General features: G+C 74.2%; 13 protein-coding genes. 7 read left to right on the top strand and 6 right to left on the bottom strand.

All coding sequences use genetic code 11. The annotated features are described in order from the left end of the window. The first annotated feature begins 85 nt into the window (after positions 1–85). The gene (locus tag AB0D32_RS02395; RefSeq protein ID WP_357083549.1) at positions 86–766 is read left to right on the top strand and encodes a DUF4272 domain-containing protein; all 681 of its coding nucleotides are present in this window, start codon (positions 86–88) and stop codon (positions 764–766) included. Between the two features lie 8 nt (positions 767–774). Here AB0D32_RS02395 and AB0D32_RS02390 read toward each other — a convergent pair whose 3' ends face one another. From AB0D32_RS02390 to AB0D32_RS02370, 5 genes are all read right to left on the bottom strand, one after another. Beyond that, positions 775–1,653: a putative RNA methyltransferase gene (locus AB0D32_RS02390; protein WP_357083546.1), complete on the bottom strand. Its 879-nt coding sequence runs from the start codon at positions 1,651–1,653 to the stop codon at positions 775–777. A 1-nt stretch (position 1,654) separates the two neighbouring features. Beyond that, positions 1,655–2,299, bottom strand: coding sequence for a response regulator transcription factor (locus AB0D32_RS02385; RefSeq protein ID WP_357083543.1), 645 nt, complete (start codon positions 2,297–2,299; stop codon positions 1,655–1,657). After that, positions 2,287–3,504, bottom strand: a complete 1,218-nt coding sequence (locus AB0D32_RS02380; RefSeq protein WP_357083541.1) for a sensor domain-containing protein — start codon at positions 3,502–3,504, stop codon at positions 2,287–2,289. Before AB0D32_RS02380 ends, AB0D32_RS02385 begins: the two co-directional genes overlap by 13 nt. After that, on the bottom strand, positions 3,501–5,663 hold the full coding sequence (locus tag AB0D32_RS02375) for an MMPL family transporter (protein WP_357083538.1): 2,163 nt from the start codon (positions 5,661–5,663) through the stop codon (positions 3,501–3,503). The genes AB0D32_RS02380 and AB0D32_RS02375 overlap by 4 nt, the downstream gene beginning before the upstream one ends. Positions 5,664–5,776: 113 nt before the next feature. Beyond that, positions 5,777–6,250 carry a MarR family transcriptional regulator gene (locus tag AB0D32_RS02370; protein ID WP_357083535.1) on the bottom strand — a complete coding sequence of 158 codons (474 nt, stop codon included), beginning with the start codon at positions 6,248–6,250 and terminating at the stop codon, positions 5,777–5,779. A 59-nt stretch (positions 6,251–6,309) separates the two neighbouring features. Between AB0D32_RS02370 and AB0D32_RS02365 the strand changes: the two genes are divergently transcribed. The 4 genes from AB0D32_RS02365 to AB0D32_RS02350 all read left to right on the top strand — a co-directional run bounded on the left by AB0D32_RS02365 (position 6,310) and on the right by AB0D32_RS02350 (position 9,155). Beyond that, positions 6,310–6,939, top strand: coding sequence for a hypothetical protein (locus tag AB0D32_RS02365; RefSeq protein ID WP_357083532.1), 630 nt, complete (start codon positions 6,310–6,312; stop codon positions 6,937–6,939). Further along, the gene (locus AB0D32_RS02360) at positions 6,927–7,496 is read left to right on the top strand and encodes an NAD(P)H-dependent oxidoreductase (RefSeq protein ID WP_357083529.1); all 570 of its coding nucleotides are present in this window, start codon (positions 6,927–6,929) and stop codon (positions 7,494–7,496) included. Before AB0D32_RS02365 ends, AB0D32_RS02360 begins: the two co-directional genes overlap by 13 nt. Further along, on the top strand, positions 7,493–7,906 hold the full coding sequence (locus AB0D32_RS02355; protein WP_357083526.1) for a PPOX class F420-dependent oxidoreductase: 414 nt from the start codon (positions 7,493–7,495) through the stop codon (positions 7,904–7,906). The genes AB0D32_RS02360 and AB0D32_RS02355 overlap by 4 nt, the downstream gene beginning before the upstream one ends. Positions 7,907–8,075: 169 nt before the next feature. Further along, positions 8,076–9,155, top strand: a complete 1,080-nt coding sequence (locus AB0D32_RS02350; RefSeq protein WP_357083523.1) for an adenosine deaminase — start codon at positions 8,076–8,078, stop codon at positions 9,153–9,155. 33 nt (positions 9,156–9,188) lie between these two features. Here the strand turns inward: AB0D32_RS02350 and AB0D32_RS02345 are convergent, their stop codons facing one another. Continuing rightward, positions 9,189–9,794 (bottom strand): ATP-binding protein, encoded by a 606-nt coding sequence (locus tag AB0D32_RS02345; protein ID WP_357083520.1) that lies wholly within the window; start codon positions 9,792–9,794, stop codon positions 9,189–9,191. Between the two features lie 194 nt (positions 9,795–9,988). Here AB0D32_RS02345 and AB0D32_RS02340 point away from each other — a divergent pair, with 194 nt between their 5' ends. Further along, positions 9,989–13,546: a nitrate- and nitrite sensing domain-containing protein gene (locus tag AB0D32_RS02340; RefSeq protein WP_357083518.1), complete on the top strand. Its 3,558-nt coding sequence runs from the start codon at positions 9,989–9,991 to the stop codon at positions 13,544–13,546. Next, positions 13,543–13,947, top strand: coding sequence for a roadblock/LC7 domain-containing protein (locus tag AB0D32_RS02335; protein WP_007455462.1), 405 nt, complete (start codon positions 13,543–13,545; stop codon positions 13,945–13,947). The genes AB0D32_RS02340 and AB0D32_RS02335 overlap by 4 nt, the downstream gene beginning before the upstream one ends. Positions 13,948–14,003 lie beyond the last annotated feature (56 nt).

The following is a 14,003-nucleotide window of genomic DNA, read 5'->3' as shown; positions in this document are numbered from 1 at the left end:
TGCCGGCCCGCTCGGACCGCTATCCTCCCTGGCCAGGGGGGACAACCGGCGCCGAGTCGTCGCGAGCAGACAGGATCTTTCCGCCGTGACCGTACCTGCCCCCGATCCACGGGAGGTGCGTGAGGCGAGCCTGGACGAGCTGTCCCGGCTGCGTCTCCCGCTGCCACCAGCCCAGTTTCCGCTCGTGTGGGAGCCCGGCGACCAGATCGAGCTCCGCCCCACGGTGGAGATCGAGGCCCGCATCGCGGTGCTGCACCTGATCCTGGCCCGCTGCTTCGGCATGCCGCCGCAGTCGGCGATGAGCTGGCTGCTCGCCTCGCACCTGGTCGACACGGTCACGCCGCCGGAGTTCCAGTTCGTGACCGGCGGCAAGGGCGACCACCGGTCGTTCGTGCTGCACCACGACGCGCTCTTCGCGCTGGCGTGGGTGCTCGGCCTGACCAAGCAGCTCGACCCGACGCTGCCGGTCGACGAGCGGCTGGTGGAGCGGATGCCGCAGATTCCCGACGGGGAGACCTTCGGCCAGTGGCGGGCCCGGATCCTCGCCGCCCCGCAACATCCCGCCGACGCCGCGGCCCTGCTGGACCTGCACTACTGCCTGGACTGGGCGTACCTGGAGACGGAGCGGGCCGGCCGGACCCCGCCCGGGCTGGTGGACGCGAACGCGATCGGCCAGCGCCGCTGGGCCCTGGAGTGGGCGGTGATCCTGCGCGGGCCGTACCACGACGAGCCCCCCGGCTGGGAAGAGGTGGACCTCTCCACCTGACCGGGCGGTCAGCGGGGCGTCGGCCGCCAGACGGTCAGCCGCACCGCGACGGTCACCCGGACGGGCTCGGCGAGGGCGGCCACCCGGGCGGCGAGCCCGGCCGGATCGGTGTGCCAGGCGCTGGGACCCATCCCGACCAGCGTCGCGACCTCCGGGCCGGTCAACGCCAGCTCCCGCCGGTGCACGGTGGACGCCGCCGGGGTGAAGTGCCCGCCCAGGCTCTCGGCGACCCGGTCCGCCTTGGCCGGGTCCACCCGCAGCAGGCCGAGGGCGCCGACCAGTTCGGTGAGGTGGTCCTCGGCCGGCGTCACCACCAGCAGGGATCCGGCCGGGTCGAGGACCCGGTGGAACTCCGCCCCGTTGCGCGGGGCGAAGACGTTCAGCAGCACGGCCGTGCCGGCGTCGGCCAGGGGCAGCCGCTGCCACGTGTCGGCGAGCGCCGCCGCCGCGCGCGGGTGCGCCCGGGCGGCCCGGCGCAGCGCCGGCTTCGACACGTCCAGGGCCAGACCCGCGGCGTCCGGCAGCGCCGCCAGCACCGCCGCGAGATGCCGGCCCGTTCCCGCCCCGGCATCCACCACCAGCGGGTACGCCCCGACGGCGCGCGCCCCGACCACACGCTCCACGGCCTCCGTCGCGGCGGCGGCGAGAGCGGCCGAGATCAGGTCGTAGTGGCCGGCGGACAGGAAGTCGGCGCGGGCGGCCACCATCTCGGCGGTGTCCCCGACGTGCGGGGCGCGGCCGGCGAGCAGGTTCACGTAGCCCTGGCGGGCCACGTCGAAGCTGTGCCGGCGCGGGCAGCACAGCGCGCGGGCACCTCCGGCGGCGACCTCGGCCAGCGGTTGGGCGCAGACCGGGCAGCGGAGCCGGTCGACGATGCGGGGGTCCACGTCAGGCGTCCAGGTAGGTCAGCACCGCGCGTACCCGGCGGTGGTCGTCGTCGCAGTCACGCAGGTCGAGCTTGGCGAAGATCGAGTTGATGTGCTTGCTGACCGCCTTCTCGGTGACCACCATGCGCTGGGCGATCGCGCCGTTGGAGCGACCCTCGGCCATCAGCGCCAGCACTTCGTGCTCGCGTGGGGTGAGCCGGCCCAGTGGCGCGGCCCGGGCGGGCCGGGCCAGCAGTTGGGAGATCACCTCGGGGTCCATGGCCATTCCGCCGCCGGCGACCCGGTGCACGGCGGCGACGAACTGCGCCACGTCGGCCACCCGGTCCTTGAGCAGGTAGCCCACCGCTCCCGCGCCGTCGGAGAGCAGCTCCCGGGCGTAGAGCTGCTCGACGTACTGGGAGAGGACCAGCACCGGCAGCCCGGGCACCCGTTCCCGGGCGGTCAGCGCGGCACGCAGCCCCTCGTCGGTGTGGGTCGGCGGGAGGCGGACGTCCACCACCGCCACGTCGGGGCGGTGCTCCAGCAGGGCGGCGAGCAGCTCGTCACCGGTCTCCACGGCGGCCACCACCTCGTCGCCGTACGCGGTGAGGAGCCGGATCAGCCCGTCGCGCAGCAAGGCCAGGTCCTCGGCGATCACGACTCGCACGGCAGCTCCACGTCGACCACGGTAGGCCCACCGGCCGGCGAGCTGATCCGGACCCGGCCGTCGAAGACGGCGAGCCGCCGCCGGATGCCGGCCAGCCCGGTGCCCCGCTCCGGGTCGGCCCCGCCCCGGCCGTCGTCGAAGACGCTCAACCGGACCGTCGTGCCGACCCGGTGCAGCCGCACCGCCACCCGCGCCGCCCCGCTGTGCCGGGCCGCGTTGGTGATCAGCTCGGCGGCGGTGAAGTAGAGCGCCGACTCCAGCGGGGGCGCCAGCCGGTCGGGCAGGTCGACGTCGAGGTCGACCGGGAGGGCCGCGCCGAGGGCGAGGGCGGCGAGGCCGCCGGCGAGCCCCCGGTCGGCCAGCACCGGCGGGTGGATGCCGCGTACGACGTCGCGCAGCTCGGACAGGGCGGTGCCGGCGTTGGTCCGGGCCTCGGTGACCAGCCCGCGGGCCGCCTCCGGGTCGCGGGCCAGCAGCTCCTCGGCGAGGCCGAGGTTCATCGCCATCGCGACCAGCCGCGCCTGCGCGCCGTCGTGCAGGTCCCGCTCGATGCGGCGCAGCTCGGCCGCCTGCGTGTCGACGGTCTGGGCGCGGGTGTCGGCCAGCTCCACCACCCGCTCGGCCAGAGCTGCGCGGGTGGTCGGTCCGAGCAGCGCACGGGTCAGCAGGTCCTCCAGGTGGAGCAGCCCCCTGGGCAGCCAGTACGCCCCGACCCCCAGCAGCAGCGCGGGCACCACGGCCAGCGCCGCGTTGCGCAGCGAGTCGATCGGCAGGCCGAGGTAGTTGTCGATCGCGCCGGGTGCCACCGTGTGGATCAGCGGCAGGGCGACCCCCTGCGCGACGCCGAGCCAGAGCCCCACGGCCAGCACCGCGGCGACCGGGGCGAGGCAGAAGTGCACGAACAGGAACGCCAGGTCCCGATAGGTGGCCGGATCACCGGCCATGGTCCGCAGCCGGGACAGCAGCGCTCCGGTCACCGGCCGGTACGGGGACCGGACCGGCGGGCCCGGCACCCGGTGGCGCTGCCTGTCCAGCAGCGTCCGGGTGCCGGCGAGGGTGCGGTCGAGCAGCGGCAGGCCGACGCCGAGGAGGCTGAGCCCCGCGGTGAGGAGGGTGGCCAGGAAGGGCACCATGCCCAGGCCGGCCAGCCCCGCCGCCACGGCCAGCTGGCTCAGCTCCCGCCTGGTCCGCCGCACGCCGCTCACCGGACCATTGTCCCAGCCGGCAGGGCGGTCTCCGACGGCGCGGGGACCGGCCCACCGCCGGGCGGGGGCGCGGGGTCGGGCTCGGTGCGGATGCGGCCCGGCCAGAAGGCCGCCCGGCCGGACAGCGCGGCCAGCGCCGGCACCAGCAGCCAGGAGAGCCCGAACGTGGCGATCAGCACGCCGACCGCGACGGCGAGCCCGATCTCAGCCAGCATCGGCGACGCCACGAGCACCCCGAAGCTGCCCGCCAGGATGACCCCGGCCGCGGCGACCGCCGGGCCGGCCCGGCGTACCGCCTCCGCGGCGGCCCGGCGGGGCGACCGACCGGCACGCAGCTCCTCCCGGAACCGGGCGATCATCAGGATGTTGTAGTCGGTCCCGATGGCGGTGACGAAGAGGAACACGACCAGCGGCAGCTGGAAGTTGAGCCCGGGCCGGCCGCCGAGCACCTGGAACACCAGCACGCTGGTGCCGAGGGTGGCGACGAAGCCGAGCGCGACCGCCGCGAGCAGGCCGATCGAGGCGAGCAGGCCGCGCAGCATCAGCAGCAGGAGCAGCCCGATCAGCCCGGCGGCCACCGGGAAGACCAGCCGGAGGTCCTCGTCGAGCACGGTCCGGATGTCGGCGAAGGTGGCGGTCTCCCCGCCGACGTACGCCCGGGTGCCGGGCGGCGCGGCGGCGTGCGCGGTGGGGCGTAGCTGGTGCTCCACCGCGTCCATGGCCCGCTGCGAGTACGGCGGCTCGGCGAGCAGCAGCTGCACCCGGGCCACGTCCCCCTCGACCTCGACCCCGCCCGGGGCCGCGACGATGGGCACCTCGGCGAGCCGTGCGGCGAACCGTTCGGCGGCGGTCGCGTCCACCCCGGGCCCGGTGAGGTAGACGACGGTCGGCGAGAGCGTCCCGGCGGGCAGCCCCGAGCGGAGCCAGTCCAGGGCCCGGGCCGACTCGGAGCCGGGCGGCAGCGCGTCCATCTCGTAGCTCGGCCGGTGGTGCAGCGCGCCGAGACCGAGCAGCCCGAGGGCGGCGACCGTGGCCAACGCGACCAGGGCCGGCCGGCGGGCGATCAGGCGGGCGGCCCGGGCCGCCCGCCCGGTCGTCCCGGCGTCGTCGGCGCGGCCGGTGCCGGGGGCGACCAGTTTCGCCGGCCAGTAGGCCCGCCGGCCGAGCAGCGAGTAGACCGCGGGGAACAGGGTCAGCGCGGCGGCCACCATGAGCAGGACGGCCACGGCCAGGGCCGGTCCGAGCACCTGGAAGGAGGCGAGCCGGGAGAGCACCAGGGCGCCGAACGCCACCGCCACCACCAGCGCGGACACGGTGACCGCCCCGCCGATCCGGCTGACCGCGTGGACCATGGCGGTACGGCGGTCGTCGCCGGCCCGGAGTCGTTCCCGGTAGCGGAAGAGCAGGAACACGGCGTAGTCGGTGCCGATGCCGAGCAGCACGACCGGGAGCAGGCCCGTGGTGGAGCCGTCCAGGGCGTACCCGAAGACCTTGCCGCCCAGGGCGAGCAGGCCGGTGGCGGCCTGCGCGACCAGCAGCACCAGGAACAGGTTGAGCAGCGCGATCGCCGGGCTGCGGAAGACGACCAGCAGCAGGACCAGGATCACCAGCAGCATCGCGCCGTGGACGATCAGGTCGAGCAGGAAGCTGTCGGCCGCGCCGGCGGCCTCGCCGGTCCAGCCGGCGACCAGGCCGGTGCCGGCCAGCGCGTCGTCGGTGGCGTCCCGCAGCCGGTCGACCGCCTGGACGGTCGTCTCCGCGTGGGCGTCGCCGGCCAGGCGCGCCTCCGCCAGGCGTAGTCGCCCGTCGGGGGCGACCGCGCCGGGAGTCACCGCGGTGACACCGGCGACCCGCAACTGCTGCGGCAGCCGGTCGATCCGGGCGCTGTCGTCGGGGGTCAGCGGGGCCCCGTCGGCCCGGCGGACGACCAGCACCGCGCTGCTGCCGGCGGGCTCGGGGAAGATCCGGGACCCGATCCCGGCGGCCTTCGCGGACTCGTACCGGTCGGGCAGGAACTCGGCCTGGCTGCCGGCGGGGCGCGGCCCCTCCGGCCCGTAGACGGCGAAGGTGCCGGCGGTCAGCGCGACGATGACGAGCAGCCAGCCGGCGATCACCCGTCCCGGGCGTCTGACCACCGCGGTGGCCAATGTGGTGAACACGTGCAACTCTCCCCGCGTCGGCTTCTGGTGATGCCGTTGACGCTAGGGAGCTGGACGGTTCACTTCGATGGTGCGCACTCGCCGGTCCGATGGTGGTGCCTGCACCACCACGGTCACCGTCGCGCGTCGCCCGGGCCGGTCAGGTGGTCGACCACGCGGTGGGTCAGCGCGTCCAGCGCGGCGATCTCGTCGGCGGTCAGCAGGTCGATGAGGTGCCGGCGGACCGCCGCCACGTGGCCGGGGGCCGCCGCCTCGACGGCGCGTCGGCCTTCGGCGGTGAGCGCGACGACCGCGCCCCGCCCGTCCGCCGCGCACTCCTCGCGGGTGACCAGGCCGCGCTGCTGCATGCGGGTCAGGTGGTGGGAGAGCCGGCTGCGCGACCAGAGCATCCGGTCGGCCAGTTCGCTGAGCCGCAGCCGTTGGTCGGGCGTCTCCGACAGGTCGGAGAGCACGTCGTAGTCGGGCTCGGAGAGCCCCGCGTCGCGCATCAGGTCGCGGGCCAGCTCCAGGTCGAGCAGGCGGCGCATCCGCCGGTACCCGCGCCAGGCGCGCTGCTCCCGCTCGTCGAGCCAGCGTGGTTGTTCCATACCGGCCATCCTAGCCATCTGGTTGACATGTCATCAATCCGCTTCCTAAGGTAGGTGACATGTCAACCAGATTGCCGGGCCGGCTGTCCCGCCTGCTGGCCGGCCTCGTGCTGTTCGGCGTCAGCGTGGCCCTGATGGTCCGCGCCGACCTCGGCCTCGCCTCCTGGGACGTGCTGCACCAGGGGCTCGCCGAGCGGACCGGGCTGCCCCTCGGCCAGGTGGTGAACCTGGTCGCCGTGGTCGTGCTGCTGCTCTGGATCCCGCTGCGGCAGCGGCCCGGGTTCGGCACCCTCGCGAACGCGGTGGTGGTCGGGGTCACCGCCGACGCCACGCTCGCCGTCCTGCCGCCCGTGACCCCCGTCTCCGGGCGGATCGGCCTGCTGGTCGCCGGCATCCTGCTCAACGGGCTCGCCACGGCCCTCTACCTCGGGGCACGCCTGGGGCCCGGGCCGCGCGACGGCCTGATGACCGGGCTGGCCGCCCGTGGCCTGCCGGTCGGGCGGGTACGCACGGCCATCGAGCTCGGCGTACTCGCGCTGGGTTGGGCACTCGGCGGCACCGTCGGCCCCGGCACCCTCCTCTTCGCCGTCAGCATCGGGCCGCTGGCGCACCACCTCATCCCGAAGTTCACCGTGCCGGCCCCGGGCCGGCCCGCCACCACAGGAGCGACACCGCCATGCCCTGCCTGACCGTCATCGTCGCCAGCACCCGGCCCGGCCGGGTGGGCCGCCGGATCGGCGACTGGTTCACCGCCGTCGCCACCGCGCACGACGCCTTCGACGACGTACGCCTCGTCGACCTCGCCGAGGTGGGCCTGCCCTTCCACGACGAGCCGCACCACCCCTCCGAGGGGCGCTACCTGCACCCGCACACCCGGCGGTGGAGCGCCACCGTCGACGCCGGGGACGCCTTCGTCTTCGTCATGCCGGAATACAACTACGGCTTCAGCGCGCCGTTGAAGAACGCGATCGACCACCTCTACACGGAGTGGCAGTACAAGCCGGTCGGCTTCGTCAGCTACGGCATGACCTCCGGCGGCCTGCGCGCGGTCCAGATGATCAAGCAGGTGGTGACCACCCTCAAGATGATGCCGGCCAACGAGGCGGTGGCCGTGTTCCTGCGGGAGGCCCTCGACGCCGCCGGCGAGTTGCTGCCGGACCCGGCGCGCGACGCCGCCGCCGAGGTGATGCTCGACGAGGTGGCCCGGCTCGCCGCCGCCCTCGCCCCACTGCGGGTGCCGGCGTGAACGCCCGGCTGTGGGAGCTGTTCGGGGAACGCGGCCGGGGCGTGCTGGTCACCCTGCGGCGCGACGGGCGGCCCCAGCTGTCCAACCTCGACTACCTCGCCGAGCCCGGCCTGATCCGCTGCTCCACGACCGCGGACCGGGCCAAGGTGCGCAACCTGCGCCGCGATCCCCGGGCCAGCCTGCACGTCACCACCGCCGACGGCGGGGCGTACGCGGTCGCGGAGGGCGTGGTCACGCTCACCCCGCCGGCGGCGGCGCCCGACGACGAATGCGTCGAGGAACTGGTGGAGGTCTACCGGCGGATCCGTGGCGAGCACCCCGACTGGGCCGACTACCGGGCGGCGATGGTCGCCGACGGCCGGCTGGTGCTCCGCCTCGCCGTCGACCGGGTGTACGGCTGGCGTCCCTGACCGGGCGCGGGGCCGGTCACCCGGCACCGCCACCGCCGCCCCGCCGGTCCGGTCGGGCGACCCGGGGCGCCTGGCCGGACCGACCCGCGTGGTGGTGCCGGTCCGGAACGGCGCCACGCCGACCGCCGGTCCCGTCGGCAGGCCCGGCGGGGCCGACTAGGGTCTGTGCATGGTCGCGACAATCCGTTACGAGGACATCGTCAAGGTCCCGAAGGCGCTGCTGCACGATCACCTCGACGGCGGCCTGCGGCCGGCGACGATCGTCGAGCTGGCCGCCGAGGTGGGTCACGAGCTGCCCACCACCGACCCCGAGGCGCTGGGCCGGTGGTTCGTCGAGGCGGCCAACTCCGGTTCCCTGGAGCGCTACCTGGAGACGTTCGCGCACACCGTCGCCGTCATGCAGACGGCGTCGTCACTGCGACGGGTGGCCCGGGAGTGCGCCCAGGACCTGGCCGCCGACGGGGTGGTCTACGCCGAGGTGCGGTTCGCCCCCGAGCAGCACCTGGAGCGGGACCTGACCCTGGACGAGGTGGTCGAGGCGGTGCTGGCCGGCTTCGTCGAGGGCACCGCGCTGGCGGCCGAGGCAGGCCGGCAGATCCGGGTCGGCACCCTGCTCACCGCGATGCGGCACGCCGCCCGGTCGCAGGAGATCGCCGAGCTGGCCGTCCGGCACCGGGACGCCGGGGTGGTCGGCTTCGACATCGCCGGAGCCGAGGCGGGCTTCCCGCCCACCCGGCACCTGGACGCCTTCGAATACCTCCAGCGCGAGAACTTCCACTTCACCATCCACGCGGGCGAGGCGTTCGGCCTGCCGTCGATCTGGCAGGCGATCCAGTGGTGCGGGGCGGACCGGCTCGGCCACGGGGTGCGGATCGTGGACGACATCACACCCGGTCCGGAGCCGGTGCTCGGCCGGCTGGCCGCGTACGTGCGGGACAAGCGGATCCCGCTGGAGCTCTGCCCGTCCTCGAACGTCCAGACCGGCGCCGCCGCCTCGATCGCCGACCACCCGATCGGGCTGCTGCGGGACCTGCGGTTCCGGGTCACGGTGAACACCGACAACCGGCTGATGAGCGGCACGTCGATGTCGCGGGAGATGGCCCTGCTGGCGGACGCCTTCGGCTACGGCTGGAAGGAGTTCCAGTGGTTCACCATCAACGCCATGAAGAGCGCCTTCATCCCCTTCGACGAACGGTTGAAGATCATCGACGAGGTGATCAAGCCGGCGTACGGCAAGCTGCTGGGCTGACCGCGACGCCGCCGCACTGTGGCGGCGTCGCGGTCAGGACCGGTGCGGGTGGCCGGCGAGCAGGCCGGCCACCCCGCGCAGCACCTCGCCCGCGCGGGCCGCCTCGGCGCCCAGGCCCGTCTGCCTCCGCAGCACCGCCGGCTCGGCGCGCAGCAGCGCCAGGCCCCGGCGCACCAGCACCCGGGGCGCCTTGCGTTGTTCGGCCAGGTCGCGGGCCAGCCGCCGGACGAAGGTCGCCCCCCGGGGCCGCCGCAGGGCGTACGCCCCGGCGAGGACCCCGCGTCGACGGCACTCCTCGACGATCTCGGCTGCGAAGATCCCTTCGGCCACGAAAAGTGGCGAATCGGCGACGTCGAATGGCCGGGTGGTCACCCGGCGGTCCTCATCGATGGCGTAGACCGGCACATCGGCCCTGCCCTCCCTGGCCAGGCGGGCAATCGTCTCCACGGCCGCCATGGCGTCCCAGGAACGCGGTGACTCCCAGTCCACCGCGCCGTTCTGTCGCGGCAACGTGGGGTCGTCACCGTCCTTGTAGAAGTCGTCCAGGCAGAGGACCGGAAGGCCGGTTCGCTGCGCTACGTACGACTTTCCGGATCCGGAAGGTCCGGCGAGCAGGACAACGCGATGAGGGTGCTTCATTACCTTCAGTGACTCCGGCCAGACGGATTGCTAGCAAAATTGCATCAACATCTCATCACACCTCCGGCTGCGGTCAGCCTGGGCTTTCTCTTTCAGGGGTGGCGTGATGGAATCTCGGATGGTCCGACCCGCATGGTCGGTCGCTGGGTGTTGCCCAGGGGCAACGCAGTCCAGGAATCGCGAGGGCGGGTGACGTGAGCAAACGGCCACATGCGTCGGGCTCCTTCATGTCGCGTCTGCGTCGGCCGACCGGTCGGCTCCGCGACATGCCGATCTGGTCCAAGCTCGGTCTCATCATGATCGTGCCGACCATCGCCACGGTGGTCGTGGGCACCAGTGGTCTGGTGGACCACCTGGAGACCCTCAACAACGCCAACCGGGCCGGCGACCTGGCCAACCTCGTCGGCCACTCGGGCGACCTGGTCGACACCCTCCAGAACGAGCGCACCAACGCACTGCGCCTGCTGGGGGTGCCGCGCGGCCAGGACAACGCCCGATACAAGCAGGCGTACGAGCAGGCCAACACCCGCGTCGACAAGGCCAAGGGGTCGTACCTGCAACAGCGGGCCGAGGTCGAGGACCTCCCGGCCAACTTCGACACCCTGCTGGGCGAGATCGACCAGACGCTGACCGACCTGCCCGGCACCCGCAGTCAGGTCTTCAACGGCAAGCTCGGGCTCGTTCCGGCCATGCAGGCGTACGACGGCCTGATCGACGACCTGATCAGCATCCGCGACTCGGCCACCCAGCTCGCCGGTGACAACGAGCTGAGCGACAAGATGCGCGCGTCGACGGCCACCGCCCGGAACAAGGAGTTCCTGTCCCGGCGCCGGGACGTGGTGCACCGGGCGTTCATCCAGCAGCGGCTCACCCCGAACCTGCGCAACGAGTACATCGCCACCAGCACCGGCTCCAGCCAGTGGTTGCAGAGCTTCCAGGTGGTGGCCAGCCAGCCCGAGCAGGAGTACTACGCCCAGGTGGTCGCCGGCCCCGACCTGCGCGAGGCGAACACCTACAACAGTTGGCTCAACGGCATCACCACCGCCGACAGCCTTACCGGCGCCCCGTTCGACGCGGACCAGTGGGACGCGGCCATGGTGGCCAACGCCAAGCTGATCCGTACCGTCGAGGCGAAGATCGACCGTGACGTGGTCGCGGTCGCCGACGACCTGCGCTCGGACGTGCAGCGCCAGGTGTTCCTGGAGACCGGCCTGCTGCTCAGCATGCTGCTCCTGGCGATCCTCTTCGCCTACCTGGTCGCCCGCTCGATGGCCCGCTCCCTGCGCGACCTGCGCCAGGGCGCCCTCTCCATCGCGCAGTACGGCCTGCCCCAGGCGGTGGCCCGGCTGCGCGACCCCCAGGTCACCGGGCAGCTCTCCCCGGCGCAGCTCGCCAGCCAGATCGCCGAGCCGCTGCCGGTGCGCAGCAAGGACGAGTTCGGCCAGGTGACCGAGGCGTTCAACGCGGTCCACCTGGAGGCCGTCCGCACCGCCGCCGAGCAGGCCGCCCTGCGCGCGTCCGTCGCGACGATGTTCGTCAACCTGGCCCGCCGGTCGCAGATCCTGGTCGACCGCCTGATCGGTCACCTCGACCGGCTGGAGCGCGGCGAGGAGGACCCGGACCGGCTGGCCGAACTGTTCCAGCTCGACCACCTGGCGACCCGGATGCGCCGTAACGACGAGAACCTCCTGGTGCTCGCCGGCGCCGACTCCACCCGCGTGCAGCGGGAGCCGGCCGCGCTGATCGACGTGCTCCGGGCGGGTCAGTCCGAGGTCGAGCACTACACCCGGATCGAGTTCGGGGTGATCGACCGGGACATCGAGGTCGCGGCGCACGCCGTCAACGACATGGTCCACCTGGTCGCCGAGCTGTTCGACAACGCCACCGCCTTCTCGCCGCCGGACTCGCACGTCATGGTGGAGGCCCGGCGCGTCGGCGACCGCGCGTCGCTCTACGTGGAGGACCAGGGCATCGGGATCAGCTCCGACCAGCTCCACGACCTCAACGAGCGGCTCGCCACGCCACCGCAGGTGGACGTGGCAGTCTCACGGATGATGGGCCTGGTCGTGGTCGCCCGGCTGGCGTCCCGGCACGGCGTCAAGGTCGAGCTGCGACCCGGCACCGACCGGGGGACCGTCGCCGAGGTGGTCATGCCGACCTCGGTGCTCGTGCCCCGGACGCTCTCCGGCCGCCCGCAGTCGCCCGCGCTGCCGACGCCCGCCCCGCAGTCGTCCGGCCCGGCCCCGGCATTCGGCGCGTTGCCGGCGCTCGGCAACGGCCCGGCCAGCCCGCTGCCCACGCAGCGCCCCGGAGAGTCCGGCAACCAGGTGACCCTCGGCGGCCGGCCGTTCGACCCGGCACCGCGCAACGGGGCCGGCACGCCGGCGTCGGCCGGCGCGGCGCGGTCCATGCCGGCCTGGTCGGACCTGACCGGTGCCAGCGGGTTCAACGGCGGCGAGGCCTTCCGGCCCCGCCCGTCGAACGGCCAGTCGGTCGACCCGCTGCCGCAGCGGCGGTCCGCCGACGACCAGGACTCCGCCGGCCAGCAGGGCGCCCCGCGGCAGCTGCCCAGCACCCCCGACGCCCGGCCGTACTCCGGCCCGCCGGTCTCCGCGCCGCCCGTGCCCTACGCGGGCCCGCCGGTGTCGACGCCGCCGGTGCCCTACTCCGCGCCGCCGGTGTCCGGCCCGCCGGTCTCCGGCATGCCGGTCTCGGCGTCTCCGGTATCCGGCCACCCGTACTCCGGCCAGCCGGTCTCGGCCGCGCCGTACTCCGGTCCGCCGGTCTCGGCCGCGCCCTACTCCGGCCCGCCGGTCTCCGCGCCGCCGACCAGCCCGCTGCCCCAGCGTCAGGCCCCCGGCACGCCGGGTCCCAGCACGCCGGCGCCGCCGGCCTGGCCGCCGGTCGCCGGTGCGGACCGTGACACCGCGACCCCGCCCGTGCCCGAGCGGCTGGCCGCCGCGCTGGACATGACCACCGAACTGCCGCGGGTGCCGCGCTCCGGCGCGCCGACCCCGGCAGCCCAGGCTCCGGCGCCGGCCCCGGCCGCCCCGCAGGCGCGGCCGACCACGCCGCCGGCCCCGAAGCAGCGGTACGCGGACGAGACGATGGAGCTGCCGATCTTCCGGGAGCTCGAGTCGGCCTGGTTCCGTACCCGCCGCCCGGGGCCGGAGGAGGCGGCGGTCGCCGCGAAGACGCCGACCAACGGTGCACCGACCCAGCAGTTCGCCCCGGTCGACGCCGGCGGCCGGGCCGTGCAGCCGACACCACCCGGGACGACAGGTAACGCACCGATGGCAGACACTCCGGCGGCCGGAGGGGCGCCGCGCGAGAACGGACCGACGGTCAACGGGGGTGGCCGCCCCGGCGTCGCCGACAGCTTCGGTCACCGTCGCCCCTCGCCGCAGCAGACCAGCGGTTGGCAGACCGCGGCCGATGACGGGTGGCGTGCCGCCTCGGCGGCGACCGAGGTGTCCGTCGGGGCGACCACATCGACGGGCCTGCCCAAACGCACCCCGATGGCACAGTTGGTGCCCGGCGCGGTGGAGAAGCCCACCACCTCGGTGCAGCGGCGTACACCGGAGGGTGTCCGGGGCCTGCTTTCGGCTTACCATCGGGGCGTGCAACGGGGACGTACGAACCCGTCGGACAGCAACCCGACCAACCCGGAGTCGGCTCCGGGAGGGCAGCAATCCTCGCAGTCTGGCTCAGGCCCGATGGCCGGGAGCGGGCAGAAGGAGCAAGAACGATGACAACTACGCAGGATCTCGGTTGGCTGCTGGCCAACTTCGCCGACCGGGTGCCCGGTGTCGCGCACGCGGTCGCCGTCTCCGCGGACGGGCTGCTCCTCGCGTCGTCACGGGACCTCCCGCGGGACCGGGCCGATCAGCTGGCCGCGATCGCGTCCGGCCTGGTCAGCCTCACCCAGGGGGCGGCCCGCTGCTTCGAGGGAGGCGCGGTGCTGCAGACAGTGGTGGAGATGGACAACGGCTTCCTGTTCCTGATGTCCATCTCGGACGGCTCGTCGTTCGCGGTGCTCGCTGCCCGCAGCAGCGACGTGGGACAGGTGGGCTACGAGATGGCCCTGCTGGTCGACCGGGTGGGCGACGCACTGACCCCGCAGCCACGTGCGGCTGCCGGAATGCTGGGCTGACGACCTGTTGACCCGTGAGGTCCGCGGGGCGACAACGACAACGACGACGGGCTCCA

It is taken from the genome of Micromonospora sp. NPDC048170, assembly GCF_040652795.1.
GTDB lineage: Bacteria > Actinomycetota > Actinomycetes > Mycobacteriales > Micromonosporaceae > Micromonospora.
The sequence above is the reverse complement of the archived record's forward strand: the minus strand, read 5'-3'. Positions and strand labels throughout refer to the sequence as shown.